Origin of the sequence: Enterococcus sp. DIV0561 (assembly GCF_050539875.1) — a bacterium.
Classification (GTDB): Bacteria; Bacillota; Bacilli; order Lactobacillales; family Enterococcaceae; genus Enterococcus; species Enterococcus faecalis.
Genome location: NZ_CP172927.1, coordinates 1,340,636 through 1,364,113, shown reverse-complemented (window position 1 = coordinate 1,364,113; position 23,478 = coordinate 1,340,636). Strand labels below are relative to the sequence as shown.

Here is a 23,478-nt window from a genome sequence, read left to right as displayed (position 1 = left end):
AACTCTCACTTTACGGCACCATTTTCTTTCTTTGCTTTTTCCTAATTGTGGGCTTCTTCTTCTCAAGTCGTGGCGAAGATTATGCCAAAGAATCTGAACAAAAAGTTACAATTGATTCCGCCAAACATGAGAAACATACGAAAGACAAGGAAGAAAATAATTCAGCAAATACAGTATTTTTTGATAAAATAAATGACCTGCTCGTCGCTTCTGTCAAAGAATTTGAAGGAACGGTCGGGATTAGTTATTTAGATTTGGAAACTGGCGAACAACGTTCCGTGAATGGCCAACATGAATTTTATACAGCTAGCACTATTAAAGTGCCACTGACGATGCTAGTCGCCGACACGGTTGCTTCTGGTCAAAAAAAATGGACAGACCTGATTCCCTATAACGCCGAAGAAGATTATGAAGAAGGAACTGGGATCATTGCCTATAATATCCAACCAGAATATCCATTAAAAACGTTACAAGAATATGCCATCACCTATTCTGATAATATCGCTAAAAATATGCTCTATGACACATTGGGTGGTGATGCAAAAGCAAAACGAGAAATGTATCAGCGTTATTTGCACAAGACACCTTCGATTGAAGAGCCACAATTTTCTTCGGAAGATGCGCTTGTTATTCTACAAAAATTATATACTGAAAAAGCAACAAAACCAGATTACCAAGCGATTTATGATTCTATGAAACAAAGTGTTTTCCATGAAAGAATGGAAACTCCCACAACTCAAGGAAAAGTTGCTCATAAAATTGGTTCCTATGATGAATTTATTCATGATATGGGGATTTTAGAAACACCTCACCCCTTTGCTTTAGCAATTTTTACTAAAGGACCTGATAATGCTAAGAGTGCTGCGTTTATTGCTTCAGTGACAGATAAGCTATGGCAATTACAGGTGTCTGAATATCCTAATCAATAACAGTTAAAAAATACCCTTGGTTTATTAAGACGACTTAATAAACCAAGGGTATTTTTATTGTTTGTTATTATTATCCGTTTGTACAGACAACAACTTCGTAAAACGTTCTGCCAACATTTGGTGGGCATCAATTTTTTTGGTTCCTTGTGCTTTTGTTGCAAAACTAGCAAAGTTTAAGCCAGCCCCAAATAGTTGTAACGCACCGTTGCCTAAATCTCCCTTTTTAAGAGCTTCAAGCCCATCTTCGATAAATTGGTTACTTTCATCTAAATGACACTCAGGAAGATATTTCACGCCGTGATGATAGCGTTTTACATTCAGAATGATTTGCTTCGCGGCTTCTTCTGAAATAGCCGCTCCCAAGTTTAACAGTAGCTCATTGATTGGTTCCACCAAGTGAGCATAGTCACTTTCGTATTTTTGACAATTCAGTGCAATCGCTTTGCGGCGTTCTTCATTTTTCATTTTTTCCACTCCCTTTTTTATTAAAAACGAGCACGAAAGCTACCAACTGGCTTCGCACTCGTTCTTTCTAACCATTAATTTTCTTTGTTCATGCTTTTAATTTTAATTAGACGTGTAATTTCGCCACGTTCATTTTCTTCTAATTTCATTTGAATGTAGTAAATTGTTTCTTCTAATTGTGGAATCGTCATATACTCTAAGGCGTTGACACGACGACGCGTTTTTTCAATTTCTTTTGATAATAATTGGCACGTCTTTTCAACATTTGCAAGTGCTAATAATTTCGGTAAAATGCTTGAAATTTTAGCAAAAGCTTGATCAAGCTCGCTGTTTGAATTCACGTAGCCATAATCTAAGGGTGCTTCTTGAACTGATTCATCGTAATCAAAAATCATTTTAGGAACTGGCACACTTAAGATGTTCTGTTCAATAATTTCTAATTCAACTTTTTCGGCTGGAATTGCCACTAACTCTTCAATAAAGGCTTCGTTCAACGTTGCGTTTGCCAATACAAAATTTGATAACGCATCCGTCACTTCTTGTTCAACCTGAATACGTAACTCATTGTTTTCTTTGACTAGCGCAATAAACCGTCGCATCAATTCATCTTGTTTGTCTTTCAGCAACTTATGACCTCTCGTGGCCGTAGTTAACTGTTTTTTCAATCGGGAAAGTTCCATACGGGTTGGATTAACATTTAATCGAGCCATTTTTCTACTTCCCTTCAGTTAAGTATTGATCGAGCATATCCTCTTTAATTCGTTTTAGTTCTGTTCTCGGTAGCATACTTAATAGTTCCCACCCAAGATCTAACGTTTCTTCAATCGAACGGTTTGTATCGAATCCTTGGTTGACATATTCTTCTTCAAAACGTTGGGCAAAAGCTGCGTAAATTTTATCGACATCGGAAAGAGCTGATTCTCCTAAAATGACAGCTAATTCTTTGGCTTGTTTCCCTTGTGCATAGGCTGAGAACAATTGATTCATCGTCGCTGCATGATCCCCGCGCGTTTTGCCTTCGCCAGTTCCTTTGTCTTTAAGACGGGAAAGTGATGGCAATACATCAATTGGTGGTTGGATACCGCTCTTATATAGTTCCCGGGACAAGATAATTTGCCCTTCTGTAATATAGCCAGTTAAATCGGGAATTGGATGTGTTTTATCCTCCTCTGGCATTGTTAAAATAGGAATCTGTGTTACGGAACCTTTTGAGCCACGAATTCGTCCTGCCCGTTCATACAACGTTGCTAAGTTCGTGTAAAGATAACCTGGGTAACCACGACGTCCTGGAACTTCACGGCGTGCTGCTGAAATTTCTCGCAACGCTTCGCAATAATTGGTCATATCCGTCATGATAACTAAGACATGCATGCCCTTTTCATAAGCTAAATATTCAGCAGCTGTCAAAGCCATTCTAGGTGTTGCAATCCGTTCAATGGCTGGATCATTCGCTAAGTTCATAAACAAGACTGAACGATCAATTGCGCCTGTTTGACGGAAATCTTCCATAAAATATTCCGCTTCTTCAAAGGTAATCCCAATGGCCGCAAAAACTACGGCAAATTCTTCTTCACTATTTAACACGTTGGCTTGTCTGGCAATTTGTGCTGCTAATTCTTTATGAGGTAAGCCAGATGCTGAAAAAACAGGTAATTTTTGACCACGAACTAAGGTATTTAAATGGTCAATCGCTGAAATCCCTGTTTGGATGAACTCATCGGGATAATCACGAGCGACTGGATTGATAACTTCGCCGTTAATATCTAATTTTTTCTCAGGTAATAATTCTGGTCCATTATCTTTTAAGCGACCTAAGCCGTCAAAAACGCGCCCCATCATATCTGGCGAAACCCCTAATTCTAAAGGATGTCCCAGAAAGCGAACTTTTGAATCACGAATATTGATGTTACTCGTTCCTTCAAATATTTGGACCATCGCTTTATCTCCATTGATTTCTAAAACTTGCCCTTGGCGAATTTCGCCATTTTGCATGCGTACTTCAATTAATTCTTCGTACTTTACGCCTGCCACTTTTTCAACAATCATCAGAGGACCAACGACTTCATTGATTGTGCGATATTCTTTAATCATTCGTCATTCCTCCTTCAGCAATGATTTCTTTTATCGTTGTTTTAATTTCTGCTTGTAAACGATCCAATTTTTCTAATTCTTCTTCTGGTAAATACTTGCTACGAGCAATGCGATCACGGATTTCAACTGTTCCCGCCATTAACTCAGAGAAATAAGTGCCTAAACTTAAGGCTTTTTGACCTTCTTCACCAAAAGTTAGAATCAATTGCAACATTTTCGCTTGTTTGGTTCGAGAAGTGAACGTATCCACGTCATCAAAAGCATTTTGTTGCAAATAGTCTTCCCGTAATGATTTGGCCGTTTCCAACGTTAAACGGTCTTTATCCGACAAGGAATCAATCCCAACCAAGCGAACAATTTCTTCCAGTTGAGATTCCTCTTGTAAAATCCGCATCCCTTCAGCTACCATAGCGGCCCAGTTTCCTTGCAATTCCAAGTCTAAATATTGCCCTACTTCTGTGGAGTAAAGAGAATAACTTTGCAACCAGTTAATAGAAGGAAAATGACGCTTTTGTGCTAATTGAGAATCTAAGCCCCAGAATACTTTAACAACGCGTAACGTATTTTGGGTGACAGGTTCTGATATGTCCCCACCAGATGGCGAAACCGCACTAATCGCTGTAATGCTTCCTTCACGATGATCTTTTCCTAACGCGATGACTTGTCCTGCTCGTTCATAATATTCAGCTAAACGGCTACCTAAATAGGCTGGATAGCCTTCATCACCAGGCATTTCTTCTAACCGGCCACTCATTTCTCGTAACGCTTCTGCCCAACGAGAAGTAGAATCCGCCATAATTGCGACTGAGTAACCCATATCACGGAAATATTCTGCAATGGTAATCCCTGTATAAATCGAGGCTTCCCGTGCCGCTACCGGCATATTTGACGTATTCGCAATTAAAATCGTCCGATTCATCAAAGACTCACCAGTTGTTGGATCAATTAATTCTGGAAATTCATTTAAAACATCTGTCATTTCATTCCCGCGTTCCCCGCAACCAACGTAAACGACTAAGTCGACATCGGCCCACTTAGCAATTTGGTGCTGAACGACTGTTTTTCCAGCGCCAAATGGTCCTGGAACTGCTGCCGCTCCGCCTTTCGTAATTGGGAAAAAAGTATCAATTACGCGTTGTCCGGTCACCATCGGTACTTTGGGACTTAGTTTTTCTAAAATGGGACGTCCCCGCCGAACGGGCCATTTTTGCATCATGCTAAAACTTTCTGTTCCTTTAGCCGTTTCCACTGAATAAACTGTTTCATCAATGGCAAAATCCCCTGCTTTAATTTCGGCAATCGTTCCTGAAACGCCGAAAGGCACCATAATTTTATGTTGAATAATCGCTGTTTCTTGAACCACACCGACGATGTCACCTGCCGACACTTCTTCACCAACTGCCACAGTCGGTTCAAACGTCCATTTTTTCTCACGATCTAACGCATCAATTTTAACGCCACGGCCTAAAAAGTTACTGTGGGTTACTTCTTGAAATGTATCCAATGGTCGTTGAATACCATCAAACATTTCGGCAATTAAACCTGGGGCTAATTCAACAGATAATGGTTCTCCTGTTGAAATAACTGGTTCTCCTGGTCCAATGCCTGTTGTTTCTTCATATACTTGAATCGAAGCGACGTCGCCTCGCATTTCAATAATCTCTCCGATAACGCCTAAATCTCCTACATGACAAATGTCTTGGATACTAGCATCTGACATGTTTTCAGCTAAAATCAAAGGACCTGAAACTTTGACAATTTTTCCAATTTGCACGCTCATTCTCCTTTGCATTATAAAATATTTTGTCCAATTGCTTTTTCAACATTTTTTTCAATCTCACTTAAACCGATTCCGATTGTACCATTATGACTTGGGATTAAAATAATCGCTGGTGTCACTTGTTCTTTGTATCGTTCAATCGTTTCTTCTGCTAAAGTAGAGGCTTCTTCCGTTATGAAAATGACCCCAAACTTATTTTTTGCCATAGTTTCAATGGCTTCTCTAACTTGCATTTCTGAAATGGCATGATGGACCTCAAAGCCAAACAGTTTAAATGGTAAGATTGAATTTTTGTCTCCAATGACACCAATTTTATACCCCATTGACTTTTCGCATCCTTTCTCGAATTTTTTCATTTGAAAACCCACTATGTTTTCCGACCAAAATTAAACGTAGATTTTTCCATTCAACCTCTTTCGCATTCAAAAAGGCTAGTAATGGGAGCGGCCCAAAAGCAACCGTTCGACCGTTTTCATACATTGAGGTCAGGTAATCATCTTTGAGTTTTTCAAAAGCCAATAAATTTAATTCATTGGTTTCTTTATTGATAATCTTTTCTAATAGTTGTCCGTAATTCGTTGTTCTGACAAATGCTGTAAATTCTACAAGTGACTTTTCCGCATAGGTCAACAGTTCTTTCTTTGAGATACTGCCAGCGCTAGAAAGCACGGTTGATAAAAAGTTACTGTTTTGATGTTGAACAATCCCTCTAGCCATCGTTGATAGATTGGTTAAATCAATAAAAGCGATGACTTCCTTCCTTAACTCTTCATAGCCCAATTCATCCGCTAATTTTCGCTGTTGCTGTAAAAATGCTCGATCATAAAGGATATCAATTGCTTGTGGCAAACCGCCTTCTTCCAGATAGGCAAAAACATCACGGATCACTTCTAATAATGCTGGCTCAAGTTCGGAAGAGTTTTTTGTATGAATGGCACTTTTGACTGTGTTTAGAGAATAACGACCATCCTCTAAATAAAGATAATCAAAATCTTTACCTGTTTGCTCAGCTTTCGTCAAAATTTTCAAGTTATGGAAGGTAAAACGCATCGTATACAACGTTACTACAGCTGGTTCTGGAGCCATTTCATATAACCAGCGATAAAGATTTCCCAGCGCTTCAGAAGAATGGTAGTCAAATTTTTCTTCAAAAGTTTCGGTTAAATAAGGTTGATAAACCGTACTTTTTAACATATTTTTAACGTCTTCAACTGTTTCCGCTTCTAAAAGTTGTTGAAACTGTTGCTCAGAAAGCAGCTCCGTTTCTTTTAAACGAATCAGCGGATTAATTTGATGATACGTTGGTTTTCTCATGCTACGTCCTCCCTTCTTAACTGAAAAGTTTTTCTGCTACTTTAAAGCCTTCTGTTTTTTGAATCTCTTCAACTAATGCTGAAAAGAGAAAATTATAATCCAAACCGTCTTTTGCAACGATAAAGCCACTTTCTTTTGGAACAACTTCCTCTGAAAGCTCCCATTGAACAGTAGCATCAGAAAGAGCGGTCAGCCATTCTTGCGTCACTTTCGTTTGAGAATACTCGCCTAAAAGAATGGTTGCTTTTCCTGTTAATTCAAGTGAGCCTAATTGTGCTTTCATAAATTGTTGAAATTCTTCCGCTGACCATTCACTCATCTTTAAGACCACTTCGTCAAATAATTGGTTAAGATATGCTTGTTTTTTATTTAATGCATCCTGACGAATTTCTAGTGTTTGCCGTTGTTGGCGTTGTTTAAATTCTTTTAATAATTGTTGTTGTCGTTTTTCTATTTCATGTTCTTGCTTCAGCAAAATTTCTTGTTGTGCTGCTTGGAATTCTTGATCGATGCGCGTTTGTTCACTGGTGACATAGGCTTCGACTTCTTGCTTTCCTTGCTGCTTAATTTCACTGATGATTTTTTCAATGGCATCCATCCATCTGCCTCCTCAATTATTTGACGTTCAATACAAGTAAGAAGGAAATTACGAACCCTAAGATGGCATAAGTTTCAACCATGGCAGCATAGATAATTCCTTTTGTTGCATGTTCTGGTTTCTTCGCTAAAATTTGGATCCCCGCAGCGGCTACACGACCTTGGGCAATCCCAGAGAACAATCCAGCAAAGGCAATTGGTAAAGCTGCTACAAAATAGTTCAATCCTTGAACCATACTCATATCGTTTCCTAAGTTAATATAAATTAAGAAAGCAATAACGAAACCGTATAGTCCTTGTGTACCTGGTAATAACTGTAAAATTAACGCTTGACCAAATTTTTCTGGCTGCTCCGTCGTTAAAGCTGCTGCTGCTTCCCCAGTAAAGCCAACCCCTTTGGCTGATCCAATCCCAGCAAAAATTGTCGCCATCGCCATTCCTAATACTGCAAAAACAATTCCACCATTATTATTAATTAAGTAATCCATCATCTCTATTTTCCTCCAATAAATAATTTTCTATTTTTTCTCAACATTGACATACTTTTCTTTTGTTTTTAGCGGATTAAACGCCCGGCCACCGCCTGTATAAAATTTTCCAAAGAACTCAACATATTGCAAACGTGCGCCATGAACATACGCACCTAATAACGATAAGAATATGTTTAACGCATGTAAAACAATTAACAGCAAGATCCCCACGCTAAAACGGGCAACTGGCGGCATGAACTCAACGAGCATATTAAACGCTGAAGCAATACTTCCCCCAGCAATTCCTAACGCCATCAAACGTGTATAACTAACTAGGTCACCGACATAACCTGTCACACCGTATAGTCCATACAGTCCTTTGGCTAAGCCTTTTAATTTGGCCTTCGATTGAATCATTGGAATCACAATAATTGCAATGGCAGAAAGACTAGCTAAAATCGCACCTGCTGTAAATAAGCCTTCATTTTTAACCACTAATTTACCAACGACTAACAATGCTAAACCAAACAAAATCCCTAACCAAGCGTAACTTTCGTTAATACTATCTAAATAGCGCTTTTGTTTTGATAACTGAATCCCATTAATCATTAAACCGACAACCAATTGGATAAACCCAAAAATAACCGATAAAATAAGAATCGTATTTACATCTTCGGTCGTTGATAAAATCGGAAATGGTGATTTGATTCCAAACATTGTTGGCGGTAATGCTGCACCGAAAAACGAACCGTAAATGAAGCCCCAAATAATTGTTGGAAATGATAAAATCAAGAAAAAGTCGGCAAAACGTTTCATGCCTCTCGGTAAAACAAATGCTTTCAGAGCAATAATAGACAAGAGTAGCATCAGTAAGCCATAGCCAATATCCGCTACCATCATGCCAAAAAAGACTAGATAAAACGGCATCATCGCAGGTGTCGGATCAACTTCTTCATATTTTGGTAAGCTATACATCTCTGTTAACATTTCAAACGGCTGCACCAATTTATTATTCGCTAGTTTAACCGGTATATCTGTCTCAATTTCCGCCTTCGTAGGATTTTCAAAAGTAAGTGCTATTTCGTCCTTAGGAACTTTTTCTTCAATCGCTGTCAAAATCTCAGCTTTTTCTTCGACTGGAATCCACGTTTGCAAGATGAAAAATGACGAAGCATTTAACAAATGTTGACGTGCTTGTTCTCTTTGGATAACCGCCAATAAGACTTCTTCAGCCAAGCAAAACGTTTCATAGAAATCATGATAAGAAGCCAGTTGTTGCTTTAAGGTTTTTTCTTCTTTTTGTAAAATTTCATATTGTTCTTTGACTTGTTGATATGCCTCTTTAGGCGGAACATCATAACGGTATTGGAGTGGTTCAAAACTATATTGGTTTAATAACTCGGTTACACTCTGCTGATGTTCCTTCAGGTAAACGAGTGTAAAATAACTATGATGCATACTTTGATAAATTTCTTCAAAATAAACCGTTGGCCATTGAGACAAAGCGCTCAAGAAACTGGCTTTATTGGCTAGATTTATCGAACCATGAACGACATAACTACTTTTTAACTGCTGTTTATGCGGTAAAATATCCAGATATTGCCAGCGGCCTAATAATTCTTCTTCAGCTTCTAATCCTTGACGATCTGTTTGAATTTGTTTCAAAGATTCTTGAATATTCTTTAATTCCGTCAAATAGCTTTGTAATGTTTTTTCATCAAAGGTTTGTTCCAACTCTTCTAAGGTATAGACTTTTCTTTTTATCTTTAACCCTTTTCCTGAAGAGCGTGTCAAAAATAAAAGAAGCTCTTGCAATTGTTGTAGCATCGTTTCATATTTACGTAGCTGTTCAGTTGACTGTTCTGCTTGTAAAAAAGAATATTGACTCTTTAAGGCTTGTTCTTCTTCAGGCGAATGAAAAATCCGTTTTACTTCGACAATTTGCAAGCCTTGAATGGCTTGTAGAATTGCTGCTTCTTTTTCGGCAGCGGCAATTATTGTCATTTTTTCCATTTTACTAACTGCCATAAACGTCTTTCACCCTCTCAATAATTGAATCAATGACTTGTTCTTTGTTCGCTTCATAACGTTCGTGAAGCGCTTGTTCAGTGCGCTTTGTTTCATCTAAAAGTTGTTCTTTTTCAAGTTGTAACATCTTTTCTTGCGTTGCTAGTGAATCCGTCAGCACTTTTTCAACAGCTTCTTCACTCTCTTGACGTAGTTCAGCTAAACGTTCTTGCTTATGTTCTTCATATAAACGACAATTCATCTTAGCTTGTTGCCGATGCTCTTCCACCGCATCCTCCGCTGCCTTGATTTGCTCTAGTACTTCTTGTACCATTGTCTCCACCTCCTTAGTTTTTACACCTTTAGCATATAAGAAAAAGGACTAGCGAAATAGAGATACGCTCAGCCCTTTTGTTTTAGGTATGCAAAAAGGCGCAAACTCAAAAATTGTTCTTCTCACCCCTTGAAGAACTGAATCCTTGAAGCTTTCGCCCAACCATTCTTTATTCAATACTCTACCATCTTAGCAAAGTTTTTCGCAAAATTCAATACTTACCCAAATGAATTAAAATAACAAATTTTCACTTTTATAATAGGTAATAAAAAGGCATTATTTTTTTCGCTTTATAATTATTGATCTTGAATTTTTTTCACATAGATGTGCTATACTTACGTAAACAATTAAATTTATTTGGAGGGATCTCTGATGAATATACGATATATTTCAATCTCTGGTAATACACGCTCATTTGTTCAACATTTAACAGCTTATGCCGAAGAGCAACATCAGCACAACGAAAAAAATCCTACGATTACTTTCAAAGAAATTTCGGAAAATTCTCCGTTAGAAGTAGAAACAGAACCATTTTTTACTTTTGTGCCTACCTATTTAGATGGTGGCGATGGCATCAACAACGGCAATACCGAAATTTTAACAGAAGTCATGCGAGAATATCTTGCTTTTGAAAATAATTATCGTTATTGCTCTGGTGTGGTGGGCAGCGGCAATAAAAACTTTAACCACCAATACTGCCTGACAGCTAAACAGTATGCGGAACAATTTAACTTTCCCTTCTTAGCTGACTATGAATTAAGAGGTACTCAAGTGGATATTGAACGAATTTATGCTATTTTAAAGAAAAACCAATAAGCAAGTTTCATTACTAAAAAGCTCACCTATGATAGACTACATTTTGAGGTGATGAAAAATGAGAAATACATGGTTAGCAGAACAACTTCAGTCAATCAGCGAAGAACCCAATTCTTTTATTATCGAGGAAACCATCAAATATATTGAACAATTAGAAGATGATAATGAAAGTCTTCAAGTTGCATTGGAAGGAACTATTTGGAGTCCTAAAAAATGGAACGAACCATTGGAAAAATAATTTAAACAGAAGAAAAGAGCCAGAAACACTTACGTTTCTGGCTCTTTTCTTCTGTTATTTACAAATTATAGGCGTGCATTTAAATCTTTTGCTAATTCTTCAAAACCTGGTTTACCTAATAAAGCGAACATGTTGCGTTTGTAAGCTTCAACACCTGGTTGGTCAAATGGATTAACCCCATTTAAGTAACCTGAGATGCCCACCGCAATTTCGAAGAAGTACATAACATAACCTAATGAATAAGCATCCATTGTTGGCACTTTAACGATCATGTTTGGCACACCACCATCTGTGTGAGCAAGCAACGTACCTTCGAACGCTTTTGTATTGACGAAGTCAATTTCTTTTCCTTGTAAATAGCCTAGGCCATCTAGATCTTCATTTTGTTCTGGAATTGAAATGCTATGGCGTGGATTTTCAATTTTAACCACTGTTTCAAATAAGTTACGCATGCCTTCTTGAACATATTGACCCATAGAATGTAAGTCAGTTGAAAAGTCTGCGGCTGCTGGGAAAATACCTTTGCCATCTTTACCTTCTGATTCACCGTATAATTGTTTCCACCATTCAGAGAAATAGTGCATGCCAGGCTCATAGTTAATTAACATTTCAGTTGTTTTGCCTTTACGATATAAAATATTACGTAACGCAGCATATTGATAGGCTTGGTTTTCTTTTAAGTCGCTCGTTGCGCCGTATTCTTTACGTGCATCATTTGCACCTTCCATTAAACGATCAATATCCGCGCCGCTAACAGCGATTGGTAAAAGACCTACTGGCGTTAAAACAGTGAAACGGCCGCCCACATCATCAGGAATCACAAATGTTTCCCAACCTTCCGCATCAGCTTCAACTTTTACTGCTCCTTTAGCACGGTCAGTTGTCGCATAAATACGTTTATTGGCTTCTTCTTTGCCATATTTATTAATTAATAACTCTTTAAAGACGCGGAAAGCAATCGCTGGTTCTGTCGTAGTTCCAGATTTTGAAATAACGTTGACAGAAAAATCACGATCACCAATCACATTGATTAAATCAGCTAAATAAGTTGAGCTGATGCTATTTCCAGCAAAGAAGATTTGTGGCGCTTTCCGTTCTTCTTTTGATAATAGATTATTAAATGAATGTGTCAAAAATTCAATTGCTGCACGGGCACCTAAATATGAACCACCGATACCAATGACTACTAATACCTCAGAGTCAGATTGAATTTTTGCTGCTGCTTTTTTAATGCGCGCGAATTCTTCTTTGTCATAGTTTTCTGGTAAATCAATCCAGCCAGTAAAATCATTACCAGCTCCTGTACCTTCACGTAATGCTTTGTCCACTGCAGTGACTTGTGTTTGCATGTATTCCAATTCATGGTCAGCAACAAATGGTGCTAATTTGGAATAATCTAATTGAATGTGTGACATTCCTTTTCCTCCTCGAAAGTAAACTTACTACATGTATACTTTACGTGTTTTTAGACATTTTTTCAAGCAAATTCTTTTGGATAGACCAATTGTTTAATTTTAACTATTTAATTAGAGATATTTATTCTCTTAATCAAACAAACCAATAAAAAATGCTAGGATTTCCTAGCATTTTTTGTTATTAAACGAGTCCTTGACTTAGCATCGCTGCCGCTACTTTTTCGAAGCCAGCAATATTCGCACCTAAAACAAAGTTATCTCGTGCCTGATATTCGTTAGCTGTATCACGACAAGTCTCATAAATATTTTGCATAATTTGATCTAGCATACCATCAACTTTTTCAAAGGACCAAGCTAAACGTTCAGCATTTTGGCTCATCTCTAATGCAGAAACCGCAACACCACCTGCATTAGCGGCTTTACCTGGACAATAAATTACAGCTGATTTAGCAAAAACGGCGACTGCTTCTAGTGTACAAGGCATATTTGCGCCTTCTGCCACGACTTTCACTCCGTTTTTCACTAAAATAGCAGCTTGCTTTTCGTTGATTTCATTTTGTGTTGCACATGGTAACGCAATGTCATACGCTGTTTCGAAATCCCAAACAGATTCTTTATCATAATAAGTTGCGCCTTTACGTGTTTCAACATATTTTGAAATGCGTTCACGATTTTTTTCTTTTAGTTCTTTTACTAACGCCACATCAATTCCTTCTGGATCATAGACAAAACCAGACGAATCGGAACATGTGATTACTGTGGCACCTAGCTCAGTTGCTTTTTCCATGGCATAAATTGCGACATTCCCGCTACCAGAAACAGCAACTTTTTTGCCTTCAAACGTATCGTTTTTATCTGCTAATAAATGTTTAACAAAATAAACCGTTCCATAACCCGTCGCTTCTGTTCTTGCTTGGCTTCCCCAGTATCCTAAAGGTTTGCCAGTCAACACTCCTGCATCATAGTTGCGCAAGCGTTTATACATGCCAAACAAATAACCAATTTCACGAGCGCCTACGCCAATATCGCCTGCTGGAACATCTGTACTTGGACCAATATGTTTTTGAAGTTCGGTCATGAAACTTTGACAAAAGCGCATCACTTCAGCATCTGACTTACCTTTTGGATCAAAATCACTACCGCCTTTGCCGCCACCGATTGGCAAACCAGTTAAACTATTTTTAAAAATTTGTTCAAAGGCCAAAAACTTCATCACACTTAAATTCACACTTGGATGAAACCGCAAACCACCTTTGTATGGTCCAATCGCTGAATTATATTGAACACGATAGCCTCTGTTCACATGCCAGTTGCCCTGGTCATCTTGCCACGGCACACGAAATTGAAAAATACGTTCAGGTTCAATCAAGACACCTAAAATATTTGCTTCAATGTATTGAGGATTTTTTTCTAAAAAACCTTCTACGGTTGGTAAAAACTCATCGACTGCTTGTAAATATTCTGTTTGACCTTGGTCTAATTGGTGAATCTTTTCTTGAATATTTTTAACATATTGTTTTGCGTCCATTTAATCATCCTCTCATTGTTATAGGTTTATTTTAACTGAAAATTCAAAAATTACCATAGTCAAACGTTTATTTTTTCCTTAAATCCAGAAAAAATCCCGTAATTATGGTACACTACCTATTGAATTGGAGGAGAACTATGAAGAAATTTGATGTAATTATTGTCGGCGCTGGGACGAGTGGTATGATGGCCACGATTGCGGCCGCAGAAGCAGGCGCTCAAGTATTATTGATTGAAAAAAATCGCCGTGTTGGGAAAAAATTATTAATGACTGGTGGCGGCCGCTGTAATGTAACCAATAATCGGCCCGCAGAAGAAATCATTTCATTTATTCCTGGGAATGGAAAATTTTTATACAGCGCATTTTCACAATTTGATAACTATGATATCATGAACTTTTTTGAATCCAATGGTATTCACTTAAAAGAAGAAGATCACGGACGCATGTTCCCTGTTACAGATAAATCGAAGTCAATTGTTGATGCGCTATTTAACCGCATTAACGAATTAGGAGTCACTGTTTTTACAAAAACACAGGTCACAAAATTACTACGAAAAGACGATCAAATAATTGGCGTTGAAACCGAACTGGAAAAAATTTATGCACCGTGTGTTGTATTAACAACTGGCGGCCGCACTTATCCTTCCACAGGAGCAACTGGTGATGGCTATAAACTAGCCAAAAAAATGGGGCATACCATCAGCCCTCTCTACCCTACCGAATCGCCTATTATTTCTGAAGAACCTTTTATCCTTGATAAAACGTTGCAAGGTCTCTCTTTACAAGATATTAATTTAACTGTTTTGAACCAAAAAGGAAAACCTTTAGTTAATCATCAAATGGATATGCTGTTTACACATTTTGGCATTTCAGGACCTGCCGCGCTCCGCTGTTCTAGTTTTATTAACCAAGAATTAACTCGCAACGGCAATCAACCTGTCACGGTAGCCTTGGATGTGTTTCCTACAAAATCTTTTGAAGAAGTGCTGAAAAACGTTGATTACATGATTGAGGAACAGCCAAATAAAGTGGCAAAAAATGCCTTTCATTCTTTAATACCAGAACGTCTGCTTACTTTTTATCTAGAGAAACTAGCAATTGAAGAAGTGCCTGCCAAACAACTGACAGAAAAGCAACGTCTTTCCTTTGTGGAACTACTGAAAGACTTTCAGTTCACTGTTACGAAAACATTGCCCTTGGAAAAATCTTTTGTCACAGGCGGTGGGATTTCCCTCAAAGAAGTGACCCCTAAAACAATGGAGAGCAAATTAGTCAATGGTTTATTTTTTGCTGGTGAACTTTTAGATATTAATGGCTATACTGGAGGCTACAATGTTACAGCTGCATTTGTCACTGGACATGTTGCTGGCTCCCATGCCGCAGAAATTGCAGAATACACCTATTTACCAATTGAAGAAGTCTAAACAAAAAGTCGCTAAAATAGCGACTTTTTGTCTACTTTTTTTATTTATCAATAATTTTCCCGTTTTCTAAATAAATAGTGCGGGTGGCTACTTTTTCCACAAACGTTTCATCATGCGAGGTGAAAATTACTGTTCCTTGATAGGCACTTATAAATTCTTCAAGTGCTTGGATTGTCTCTAAATCAAGAAAATTGGTGGGTTCATCCAATAAGATGATATTATTTGGTTCTATAAATAATTGAGCCAAAGTAATTTTTATGGCTTCGCCACCACTTAGAGAAGATATCTTTGTCTGTAAATTTTCTTGTTGAAAACCTAGACGATATAAAAGTGAACGCACAATCTTTTCAGAATAATTTGTCCGCTTCAATAAATAAGTCAACAGTGGTTCATCATTTTTTAATCGATAATCTAATTGATGATACGTTCCTAACCGGACTTTGGGAGAAAAGTAAATGGCCGGGTGACGGGCTTCAATTTGTTGAAGGAAGGTACTCTTCCCAGCACCATTTTTTCCACAAAGTGCTATTTTTTCGTTTAAAGGAATTTGAACGTTCACTTGGTTAAGAATTGTTCGATTCTCATAAGCGAAAGTTAAATTTTCAATTCTAATTGGATATGGATTGTATAAAGAGAACTGATTATTAGTAGGAAAAATAATTTTTCGCTCTTGTTTTGCTTGCGCAACATCGGGTAATCTGTCAATTCTGGCATTAATCGCTTTCGCTTGTTTTTGGAGTGCTTTTTGTACGGTATCTTTTTGTTTAGAACCAGCTAAACAACTAGGTTGAATTTGCTTTTGTTTTTGTTTTTTTGAAACATGACTAGATTTTTGCGCTTGTGCTTGTTTCTTTGCGTAAGATTCCTGTAATTTTTTCTTTTCCTTTTGATATTGATGATAGACATTATATTGTGTTTGCTGTTCCAATTCTTTTTGACGACAATACGCATCGTAGTTCCCTAAATATTCTTTGACATGTCCATCCGAAACTTCCCAAATTTTCTCTGCTAATTGATTCAAGAAAAAGCGATCATGACTAACAAACAAAACGGTCCCATAATAATACGTTAAATCTGCCACTAACAACTGACGATGTTCTTTATCTAAATGTGTGGTTGGTTCATCTAAAATAACCCCTGTTGAATACTCTGAAAATAATGTTGCTAAGCGTTTTTGGACTTTTTCGCCACCACTTAGTTTTTGATTTTTCTGATTTAGCAAACAGTTTTTGTCAGTTTTCTCTGATTCATTCGTTATTTCTTCAGCTACTTGTGCCAAGTAATGAAAGTCGTTCAATCTTTGAACTTTTCCTTTATCTGATTGAATCTTACCCATAATTAAATTGAGCAGTGTTGATTTTCCTGCGCCGTTTTTACCAATAATCCCAATTTTTTCATTTTCATATACAAATAATTCATCAATTTCTAGAATTGGTTTTCCCGAAAAGTGAATACTTACTTCTTTCAGATGAATACTTAATTTTTTCATTTCGCCCTCTTCTTTCATTTCTGAAACGAAAGAATCTTGGGTACGCAAAAAAGGACAGCCTAATCGCTATCCTTGTAGTTTCGTATAAAAGTACACACGTCACCCATGAATTTTAATTTCAGACTTTTTGATAAGATTTATTCAATTTATTTTGTCAAAAAGTCAATCCAAATTCTGATAGATGCCAACATACAATTATACCTCCTCGTTTAATTACTCCCACATTAACACCTCTGCTTTCTTTTGTCAATTCTGACCCTAAAATCAGAGAATCGGACTTTAGTAGGATACAATTTTACCGAAACTATGGCAAAATAAAGACGGAGGTGAAAACCATGAAGATTACATTGACACGAAAAACATCAGCTTGGGGCGCGTTACGCTATTTTACATTTTATAAAAATGGTGTGCATCAAGGGAAACTTTTTACTAATGTACCTATTGAAATTGAGGCTGATCCTGGGGATGTTTTAACGTTCTATGAAGGCTGGTTCCAATTTTATCGGCGCATTGAAGTTACTGAAGATACCAAAGAAATCACGATTATCAATTCTAAAAAATTGCAACACGTTTTTTATACCTGTGTCGTCTTATTTTTAATTTTAACGCTATTATTCCTTTCCGCACAGAAACTTTCGACATTTATTATTGCTGAAATTTTAATTTACTCTGGTATTCAGTGGCTGTTCCGGCAACAAACCTATCATTTTACTGTCAAGAAAAAAACGGAATCCTTTGCTTCCTATTCTAAAAAAAGTATCGCACACTAAACGAATCTTTAGCGTGCGATATTTTTTAATTACTTTTCATTAATTCGGCCACATATGTGACTGTTTCTGGTTGTGTTTCTTCAATTTTATTAATCGCATCTGCAAAATTCGGTAAATGTGCTTTGTGGGCAATTAATAATTCGTCCAACAAGGTCTTCGCCATGACGCCGCCAGGAACTAATGGATTAATAGTGAAAGCATGCAATGCTGCGCCGTAATCACCATTGATGGCTGCTCGAATAACCGTTTCTTCCATAGCTTTCATATTTTGAATAATTCCTCGTGCTGCTGGCGGAAAGGCCCCCCAGTTGTAAGGTTCATGGCCATGTGCTGTTACAGGTCCAGATACTTCTACAACACAATCATACGGTAAATCAGTAATTGTCCCATTATTTTCAGTAGAAACAACCATATCCGTTCGTTTATCATTATAAATTGATGCGATCATTTCACAAGCTGCATCGCTATAGTGTGTGCCGCCCCGTTCTTCTAATTCTTTTGGTTTGTAATCTAGTTTGGGATCTTTATACAATTCAAACAGACGACCTTCCGTTTCTTTAACCACTTGTGCTCTTGTTTCGCCCCGTTCATACTCTTCGATGGAATGCTTCAACATCTCATCTTCAATATAATAATAGCGATGATAACCACATGGTAACATTCCTAAATCTTTTAACTGTTCATAATGGAACGGCGCATCAAAAATATTTTTCAAATGACTTCCTTGCTCTTGCTTAGGTCCGTAAATTAAATCAATGAGTTCTTGTGTTCGCTCTTGTCCTTCTTTGTCCCAAACGCGGTGCCAATGGAAATGATTAATTCCAGCAAATTTAAAGAATAAGTCTTCTTCTGGAATTCCCAGCATTTCGGCCGCTTGTTTTCTATGACCAATCGGCACATTACATAAGCCAACTGTTTTTTTCCAACCGCCATGTTTAATTGCGGCTTCCGTAACCATTCCAGCTGGATTGGTAAAATTCACTAACCAAGCATCTGGGCAAAGACGTTTCATATCGTCAATAATAGCTAAAATGACAGGAATCGTTCGAAATGCTTTAAACATTCCTCCCGCGCCATTTGTTTCTTGGCCTAATACTCCATGGGACAAAGGAATCCGTTCATCTTTAATGCGAGCATCTAATAATCCTACACGAAACTGTGTTGAAACAAAATCCGCCCCTTCTAAGGCTGCTTCACGGTCCAATGTTAAATGAACTTCCCAATCTAAACCAGCAGCTTTAATCATGCGCTTCGCCATTGCCCCAACGATTTCCAATTTTTCTTTACCAGCTTCAATATCGACTAACCAAATTTCCTTAATTGGCAGTTCATCTTTTCTTTTAATATATCCTTCAATTAATTCAGGTGTATAACTAGAACCGCCACCAATTGTTGCAATTTTTAATGCTCCTCTTGTCATCCGTCTTCTTCCTCCTTGATTAAATTGTTATCGTTTACATCTTTAGGATAAATTATGGGAATGTTCCCATGTCAAGCACTATTTTCAAAAAAATGTATGCTATACTTCTTATAAGAATACATTCCACTTTGGAGGTAAAAAATGACGTCTATCATTGATGTAGCAAAAGTTGCCGGTGTCTCGAAATCGACTGTTTCTCGCTTAATTTCTGGAAAAGGATATGTGAGTACCGATAGTCAAGAAAAAATTCTCAAAGCAATGAAAGAATTAAATTATACTCCGAATTATGTGGCGCGGAATTTACGAGCAGGTGCCACAAAAACCATTGGCTTTTTAGCCCCTAGTTATTTAGGTTCCTTAGGCATTTTCTTGAATCGCTTTATTTCAATTGCCAAAAATTACAATTATTCCGTAACCTTATTTTTTACAGATGGCGATCAGCAGAAAGAAATTGATGCCTTGAACCAATTAAAATACAAACAATTAGATGGCTTGTTTTTATTGACACGAACAAATGAATGGTCGGTGATTGAGCCTTACAGCGCATATGGTCCTTTAGCAACCTGGCATCGTATCGATTCACCTAATATATACTCTTCCTACATTGATCATTACTCTGGTTACTATCGTTCCTTAGAATATTTACAACAACAAGGATACCAAAAAATCGGTCATGTCCTCGGTAATCCCGAAAATTTAAACACGCAAGCACGAAAACGTGCAATGAAAGATTTTTATGAAAACACTCAGGCACCTTGGCAAGCTGAGTGGCTGATTAATGATCAGTATACTAACCATTCTGGTCGCAAAATTGCCCATTACTGGCAACAATTAACCGAAAAGCCAGAAGCTTTGGCCTTTTATAATGATCACGTAGCAGCTGAGTTTATTTCAGAACTTGAAAATCTAAATTATGCCGTTCCTCGAGATGTCGCTGTCATTGGCTTTGATAATAGTTATGTCAGTGAATTGATGCATATTACGACTGTTGATTATGCCATTCAGTATCAAGCCGAAAACTCATTTATTTACCTATACAACCAATTAAATCAGACGAACATTCCTGAAAAAAAATTAACCGTTCGTCTAGTTGAACGACGAACGGTGCCTAAAAAAAAACCGGCAGATCAGTCACTTTGACTGATTTACCGGGTCCTTTTAGAGTTAAACAAAAATTATTTATGCTTTTGTTCATTTTTTAAAATAGAAATTGACTGTTTTAAGGATTGAATCATGCCGCCTTCGCTGTATACAAGAACGTTTGATTTGTATAAACGAGCAGAGAAGATTGTTAAAATAATTCCAAAGACTGCCAAAATCACTAATGAGACAATTGCTTCCATTGTTGATGCCGTTTCGGTCGCCAAGCGTACTGGCATAATGTATGACGAAATCAGCGGAATAAAGGAAGTCACTTTCACCACGATATTTTGTGGATCATTCGTCCCAAACGTAATGCCGATCATATAACCGATTAAACCAATATACATGATGGGCTGAACTGCTTTTGCTGTATCCTCTGGTTTGGAAACAAGAGAACCACAAAGTGCTGCCAAAACAGCAAAAACGAGAATACCAATAATGAAAAAGCCTAATGTAAAAATAAAGGTTGATGAAAAAATATTTTGTGGTGAAATACCACTTAATAGACTTTTCATAAAATCAAGATTTTTCAATTGAGAATAGCCGAGAACAAACGCCACTCCGTAAATGAAAATTTGTGTTAAAGCTACTAGAATAACCCCAGTTAATTTGCCATAAAAATGGGTTTGCGCTTTTGTACTAGAGAGAATAACTTCCATGATTCTAGTGCCTTTTTCAGAAGCAATCTCTTGGGCAATAATTGAAGAATAACTGCTGATGAAGACAAATAACAAAATTGTTATCCCCATTGCTAACGCCATTTGAATCCCTGTGTTATCTTCTCCTGTTTTTATTTTGCCATTTTCATCAAAACTAATTTTAGCTTTTTTAAATGTTGCTTGTTGATTCAACATGGCAACTTGCTCAGCTGTTAAATTTAAACGATTGGCATTCGCCATTGTTTGTAATTGGTTTAACATTTGAGGGATTAGCATCTCGGTTGCATTTCCTAAAGAGCGTTCAGAGTAAAGCTGACCAGAAATCTGATTATCTGTAGTGTTCAAAAGTAAATAGGCATCAATTTTCTCGTCTTTTAATTGTTCTTGGGCCTTTTTCTCAGAAGAAACAGCTTTGAAAGAAAAGTCCTCTGTTTTATTCTTTGTCAACTCTTTAACGAGCGCTTGATTTTCCGAAACCAGACCAATGGTAGTATCTCCTGAAAAACCGCTAGCTAGAGAGCCCGCTAAGTAAACAATTCCTACAAGAAGAAATGGCGCTAAAATCATGATTAAGAAAGACAGCGACTTCACATTTTTCTTATAGACATCAGTCGCAATAATCCAAAATTTACTCATCTTGCCCACCTACTTTCATTTTGAAAATTTCTTCCAATGTTGGTGGTTGTTGATTAAACATTGGAATGTAGCCGTTGGCTGTCGCTTTATCAAACAACACTTTGCCCACTTCAGCGTTTTCTAATGTCGCTTCTAAGACGCCATCTTGTCGCAAGTGCGCTTCTTTCACACCTGCTGTAGCAGCAACTTCCTCAACAGATAACGGTGATTCTAAAAATAATTTTGTTCGACCAAATTGTTGTCGAATTTCATGAACCTGACCATCTAAAACCATGCGTCCATTTTTTAACATGACTAAATGGTCACAGATTTTCTCCACATTGTCCATATTATGACTGGAAAAAATGACACAAGAACCTTGATTTTTCAATTCAATAATGCCGTCTTTTAATAATTCTGCATTAACTGGATCCAAGCCACTAAAAGGCTCGTCTAAAATAATTAACTTCGGTTCATGAATAAGTGTCGCAATCAATTGAACTTTTTGTTGATTGCCTTTTGATAAAGATTTAACTTTATCCGTTTTTTTGCCTTTAACTTGAAATTTTTCCATCCAAAAGTCAATTTTAGGTTCAATTTCTTTTTTAGTTTTCCCCCGCAATGAAGCGAAATAAATTAGTTGGTCTTCAATCGTAATTTTAGGATATAAACCCCGTTCTTCTGGTAAATAACCAATAATATTGTATTCTTTTTCGTTTAATGGTTGACCATTCCATAAAACCGACCCGCTATCTTGTGTTAAAAAATTTAAAATCAAGCGAAACGTAGTTGTTTTTCCGGCACCATTTTGGCCAATTAATCCTAAAATTTTCCCGTCCGGTATCGTAAAGGATACATGATCAACTGCTTTAAAATCCCCAAAGGTTTTGACTAACTCTTTTACCTCTAACACATAAACGCCCCCTTCACTTTTTCTAAACCGCTGTTTAGTTACTCATATCGTATCTTTCCTGTGTTGGCTTGTCAATCACAATTGTTATGAAAAGATGTTGCACTTTAATCAGACGCTTTATTTTCTGCTAAGCGAAAAAGGCCATCCGTCTCGGCAGAAATATGCACTTCATTTGCGGTCAAGCCTGTGCTTTCATAAAATTTATTTTTAAATTCCTTTGCCGATTTTGATGATTGACAGGCCCAAATTCGACCTGTACGATTCAGCCACGTACCCAATTCATTTATTAAACGCTCATCAATCAGTAATTGATTTGGTACTTTTTTAAATTTTATTTGATAAACGGGTGTTAGTATTTTCATGATCAGACGTCCTCTCTTTTAAGTTAGTATTAGTATATCACGAAAGAAATCGTTATCATATTTTCTTGAGAGTTCAACTTTTCATGAAAAAATTGAATAAAAAAAACAGAGCCTGGGACAAAAATCACTTTGGATTTTTGTCCCAGGCTTAAAACCTTATAAACGGCGGGAACAGAACCAACACTACGCGTTGCTCCGATCTCAACAACTTCTAAGGTGTTTTCTCGACATGCGTCTCGTCACAGTACAGCCTTCAAAAGAGCTACAGCTCTAAGAGTTACGATGTTTCACTGTGAAGCATGAACAGATGAAATCATCGTACCTACTTGGTGAAGGTCCTTCGGAACTTACAAGTATAAAACTGTGACGAGCCTTTGGCGAGAAAACAATAAGCCGAAATTGACTTTCTCACACAAGTGTTCGGCGTATCTTAATCCTTCCAAGTGTTGAGAATCACGAAGAACGTAGTGATTCGATGATGAACAATACCTACTTCGCAGAGCTCCGATCTCATCAATCTCTAAGTGATAAATCACTAAGAATTGAAGGACTTGGTCTCCAAAAATTAAAGAACACCGGGTCCTTCAATTCTAGCATGTTCCATGCGTAGAAATTGATGCGAACGAAACGGAGTGTAGTGTATCATGCAACATCAACTCGTTCCTCGTTGTGTTTTATGACAATTTTCGGAAATTTCTT

23 protein-coding genes and 1 other annotated feature are annotated in these 23,478 nt (G+C 37.3%); of the genes, 6 read left to right on the top strand and 17 right to left on the bottom strand.

Features of this window, described 5'->3' with window-relative positions; translation table 11 throughout:
- Nucleotides 1-47: 47 nt before the first annotated feature.
- On the top strand, nucleotides 48-929 hold the full coding sequence (locus tag IGM13_RS06635) for a serine hydrolase (protein ID WP_002374908.1): 882 nt from the start codon (nucleotides 48-50) through the stop codon (nucleotides 927-929).
- A 54-nt stretch (nucleotides 930-983) separates the two neighbouring features.
- Here the strand turns inward: IGM13_RS06635 and IGM13_RS06630 are convergent, their stop codons facing one another.
- The 10 genes from IGM13_RS06630 to IGM13_RS06585 all read right to left on the bottom strand — a co-directional run bounded on the left by IGM13_RS06630 (nucleotide 984) and on the right by IGM13_RS06585 (nucleotide 9,987).
- Complete coding sequence (locus tag IGM13_RS06630; RefSeq protein WP_025188635.1) at nucleotides 984-1,394, bottom strand: hypothetical protein; 411 nt, start codon at nucleotides 1,392-1,394, stop codon at nucleotides 984-986.
- Nucleotides 1,395-1,468: 74 nt separating this feature from the next.
- Nucleotides 1,469-2,104, bottom strand: coding sequence for a V-type ATP synthase subunit D (locus IGM13_RS06625; RefSeq protein ID WP_002357673.1), 636 nt, complete (start codon nucleotides 2,102-2,104; stop codon nucleotides 1,469-1,471).
- Between the two features lie 4 nt (nucleotides 2,105-2,108).
- Entirely contained in the window at nucleotides 2,109-3,485 is a 1,377-nt protein-coding gene (locus IGM13_RS06620) for a V-type ATP synthase subunit B (RefSeq protein ID WP_002357674.1), read from the bottom strand.
- Nucleotides 3,478-5,259: a V-type ATP synthase subunit A gene (locus tag IGM13_RS06615; protein WP_010713426.1), complete on the bottom strand. Its 1,782-nt coding sequence runs from the start codon at nucleotides 5,257-5,259 to the stop codon at nucleotides 3,478-3,480. The genes IGM13_RS06620 and IGM13_RS06615 overlap by 8 nt, the downstream gene beginning before the upstream one ends.
- 17 nt (nucleotides 5,260-5,276) lie before the next feature.
- Nucleotides 5,277-5,588, bottom strand: a complete 312-nt coding sequence (locus tag IGM13_RS06610) for a V-type ATP synthase subunit F (RefSeq protein ID WP_002357676.1) — start codon at nucleotides 5,586-5,588, stop codon at nucleotides 5,277-5,279.
- A complete protein-coding gene (locus IGM13_RS06605) occupies nucleotides 5,578-6,579 on the bottom strand; it encodes a V-type ATPase subunit (protein WP_086269717.1) in 1,002 nt (333 codons plus the stop codon). Before IGM13_RS06605 ends, IGM13_RS06610 begins: the two co-directional genes overlap by 11 nt.
- Before the next feature lie 16 nt (nucleotides 6,580-6,595).
- A complete protein-coding gene (locus tag IGM13_RS06600) occupies nucleotides 6,596-7,177 on the bottom strand; it encodes a V-type ATP synthase subunit E (RefSeq protein ID WP_002365627.1) in 582 nt (193 codons plus the stop codon).
- Nucleotides 7,178-7,193: 16 nt separating this feature from the next.
- The gene (locus tag IGM13_RS06595) at nucleotides 7,194-7,667 is read right to left on the bottom strand and encodes a V-type ATP synthase subunit K (RefSeq protein ID WP_002363905.1); all 474 of its coding nucleotides are present in this window, start codon (nucleotides 7,665-7,667) and stop codon (nucleotides 7,194-7,196) included.
- A gap of 27 nt (nucleotides 7,668-7,694) precedes the next feature.
- Nucleotides 7,695-9,674, bottom strand: coding sequence for a V-type ATP synthase subunit I (locus tag IGM13_RS06590; protein WP_002419304.1), 1,980 nt, complete (start codon nucleotides 9,672-9,674; stop codon nucleotides 7,695-7,697).
- A complete protein-coding gene (locus IGM13_RS06585; RefSeq protein ID WP_002419305.1) occupies nucleotides 9,664-9,987 on the bottom strand; it encodes a hypothetical protein in 324 nt (107 codons plus the stop codon). The genes IGM13_RS06590 and IGM13_RS06585 overlap by 11 nt, the downstream gene beginning before the upstream one ends.
- A 116-nt stretch (nucleotides 9,988-10,103) precedes the next feature.
- Nucleotides 10,104-10,151 (bottom strand) — a sequence feature (sodium ion sensor (DUF1646 type); this cis-regulatory element may regulate processes involved in with the transportation of sodium ions).
- A 208-nt stretch (nucleotides 10,152-10,359) separates the two neighbouring features.
- On the opposite strand from IGM13_RS06585, the gene nrdI reads away from it, so the two are divergent.
- Nucleotides 10,360-10,803 (top strand): class Ib ribonucleoside-diphosphate reductase assembly flavoprotein NrdI, encoded by a 444-nt coding sequence (gene nrdI / locus IGM13_RS06580; protein ID WP_002419306.1) that lies wholly within the window; start codon nucleotides 10,360-10,362, stop codon nucleotides 10,801-10,803.
- A 58-nt stretch (nucleotides 10,804-10,861) separates the two neighbouring features.
- A complete protein-coding gene (locus IGM13_RS06575; RefSeq protein ID WP_002357684.1) occupies nucleotides 10,862-11,041 on the top strand; it encodes a hypothetical protein in 180 nt (59 codons plus the stop codon).
- 65 nt (nucleotides 11,042-11,106) lie between these two features.
- On the opposite strand, the gene IGM13_RS06570 is transcribed toward IGM13_RS06575, so the two are convergent.
- Nucleotides 11,107-12,456, bottom strand: a complete 1,350-nt coding sequence (locus tag IGM13_RS06570) for a glucose-6-phosphate isomerase (protein WP_002357685.1) — start codon at nucleotides 12,454-12,456, stop codon at nucleotides 11,107-11,109.
- A 181-nt stretch (nucleotides 12,457-12,637) separates the two neighbouring features.
- Entirely contained in the window at nucleotides 12,638-13,984 is a 1,347-nt protein-coding gene (gene gdhA, locus IGM13_RS06565) for an NADP-specific glutamate dehydrogenase (protein ID WP_002366640.1), read from the bottom strand.
- 137 nt (nucleotides 13,985-14,121) lie between these two features.
- Here gdhA and IGM13_RS06560 point away from each other — a divergent pair, with 137 nt between their 5' ends.
- Complete coding sequence (locus IGM13_RS06560) at nucleotides 14,122-15,408, top strand: NAD(P)/FAD-dependent oxidoreductase (protein ID WP_002361770.1); 1,287 nt, start codon at nucleotides 14,122-14,124, stop codon at nucleotides 15,406-15,408.
- Between the two features lie 40 nt (nucleotides 15,409-15,448).
- Here IGM13_RS06560 and abc-f read toward each other — a convergent pair whose 3' ends face one another.
- Nucleotides 15,449-16,915, bottom strand: coding sequence for a ribosomal protection-like ABC-F family protein (gene abc-f / locus IGM13_RS06555; protein WP_179188575.1), 1,467 nt, complete (start codon nucleotides 16,913-16,915; stop codon nucleotides 15,449-15,451).
- A 245-nt stretch (nucleotides 16,916-17,160) separates the two neighbouring features.
- Here abc-f and IGM13_RS06550 point away from each other — a divergent pair, with 245 nt between their 5' ends.
- Nucleotides 17,161-17,667: a hypothetical protein gene (locus IGM13_RS06550; RefSeq protein ID WP_002357693.1), complete on the top strand. Its 507-nt coding sequence runs from the start codon at nucleotides 17,161-17,163 to the stop codon at nucleotides 17,665-17,667.
- A gap of 25 nt (nucleotides 17,668-17,692) precedes the next feature.
- Here the strand turns inward: IGM13_RS06550 and IGM13_RS06545 are convergent, their stop codons facing one another.
- Nucleotides 17,693-19,087 (bottom strand): 6-phospho-beta-glucosidase, encoded by a 1,395-nt coding sequence (locus IGM13_RS06545; protein ID WP_002419307.1) that lies wholly within the window; start codon nucleotides 19,085-19,087, stop codon nucleotides 17,693-17,695.
- 141 nt (nucleotides 19,088-19,228) lie between these two features.
- On the opposite strand from IGM13_RS06545, the gene IGM13_RS06540 reads away from it, so the two are divergent.
- The gene (locus IGM13_RS06540) at nucleotides 19,229-20,227 is read left to right on the top strand and encodes a LacI family DNA-binding transcriptional regulator (protein ID WP_016613969.1); all 999 of its coding nucleotides are present in this window, start codon (nucleotides 19,229-19,231) and stop codon (nucleotides 20,225-20,227) included.
- Between the two features lie 35 nt (nucleotides 20,228-20,262).
- On the opposite strand, the gene IGM13_RS06535 is transcribed toward IGM13_RS06540, so the two are convergent.
- From IGM13_RS06535 to IGM13_RS06525, 3 genes are all read right to left on the bottom strand, one after another.
- Nucleotides 20,263-21,525, bottom strand: coding sequence for an ABC transporter permease (locus IGM13_RS06535; RefSeq protein WP_002419309.1), 1,263 nt, complete (start codon nucleotides 21,523-21,525; stop codon nucleotides 20,263-20,265).
- Nucleotides 21,518-22,417, bottom strand: coding sequence for an ABC transporter ATP-binding protein (locus tag IGM13_RS06530; RefSeq protein ID WP_002357699.1), 900 nt, complete (start codon nucleotides 22,415-22,417; stop codon nucleotides 21,518-21,520). Before IGM13_RS06530 ends, IGM13_RS06535 begins: the two co-directional genes overlap by 8 nt.
- A 104-nt stretch (nucleotides 22,418-22,521) precedes the next feature.
- Nucleotides 22,522-22,779, bottom strand: a complete 258-nt coding sequence (locus tag IGM13_RS06525; protein ID WP_002360406.1) for a DUF3884 family protein — start codon at nucleotides 22,777-22,779, stop codon at nucleotides 22,522-22,524.
- Between the last annotated feature and the right edge of the window lie 699 nt (nucleotides 22,780-23,478).

Coding starts and splice junctions, on each gene's coding strand:
- IGM13_RS06630 (WP_025188635.1), bottom strand. CDS start 1,394: ATGAAAAATGAAGAACGCCGCAAAGCGATTGCACTGAATTGTCAAAAA.
- IGM13_RS06625 (WP_002357673.1), bottom strand. CDS start 2,104: ATGGCTCGATTAAATGTTAATCCAACCCGTATGGAACTTTCCCGATTG.
- IGM13_RS06620 (WP_002357674.1), bottom strand. CDS start 3,485: ATGATTAAAGAATATCGCACAATCAATGAAGTCGTTGGTCCTCTGATG.
- IGM13_RS06610 (WP_002357676.1), bottom strand. CDS start 5,588: ATGGGGTATAAAATTGGTGTCATTGGAGACAAAAATTCAATCTTACCA.
- IGM13_RS06605 (WP_086269717.1), bottom strand. CDS start 6,579: ATGAGAAAACCAACGTATCATCAAATTAATCCGCTGATTCGTTTAAAA.
- IGM13_RS06600 (WP_002365627.1), bottom strand. CDS start 7,177: ATGGATGCCATTGAAAAAATCATCAGTGAAATTAAGCAGCAAGGAAAG.
- IGM13_RS06595 (WP_002363905.1), bottom strand. CDS start 7,667: ATGATGGATTACTTAATTAATAATAATGGTGGAATTGTTTTTGCAGTA.
- IGM13_RS06590 (WP_002419304.1), bottom strand. CDS start 9,674: ATGGCAGTTAGTAAAATGGAAAAAATGACAATAATTGCCGCTGCCGAA.
- IGM13_RS06585 (WP_002419305.1), bottom strand. CDS start 9,987: ATGGTACAAGAAGTACTAGAGCAAATCAAGGCAGCGGAGGATGCGGTG.
- nrdI (WP_002419306.1), top strand. CDS start 10,360: ATGAATATACGATATATTTCAATCTCTGGTAATACACGCTCATTTGTT.
- IGM13_RS06575 (WP_002357684.1), top strand. CDS start 10,862: ATGAGAAATACATGGTTAGCAGAACAACTTCAGTCAATCAGCGAAGAA.
- IGM13_RS06570 (WP_002357685.1), bottom strand. CDS start 12,456: ATGTCACACATTCAATTAGATTATTCCAAATTAGCACCATTTGTTGCT.
- gdhA (WP_002366640.1), bottom strand. CDS start 13,984: ATGGACGCAAAACAATATGTTAAAAATATTCAAGAAAAGATTCACCAA.
- IGM13_RS06560 (WP_002361770.1), top strand. CDS start 14,122: ATGAAGAAATTTGATGTAATTATTGTCGGCGCTGGGACGAGTGGTATG.
- abc-f (WP_179188575.1), bottom strand. CDS start 16,915: ATGAAAGAAGAGGGCGAAATGAAAAAATTAAGTATTCATCTGAAAGAA.
- IGM13_RS06545 (WP_002419307.1), bottom strand. CDS start 19,087: ATGACAAGAGGAGCATTAAAAATTGCAACAATTGGTGGCGGTTCTAGT.
- IGM13_RS06540 (WP_016613969.1), top strand. CDS start 19,229: ATGACGTCTATCATTGATGTAGCAAAAGTTGCCGGTGTCTCGAAATCG.
- IGM13_RS06535 (WP_002419309.1), bottom strand. CDS start 21,525: ATGAGTAAATTTTGGATTATTGCGACTGATGTCTATAAGAAAAATGTG.
- IGM13_RS06525 (WP_002360406.1), bottom strand. CDS start 22,779: ATGAAAATACTAACACCCGTTTATCAAATAAAATTTAAAAAAGTACCA.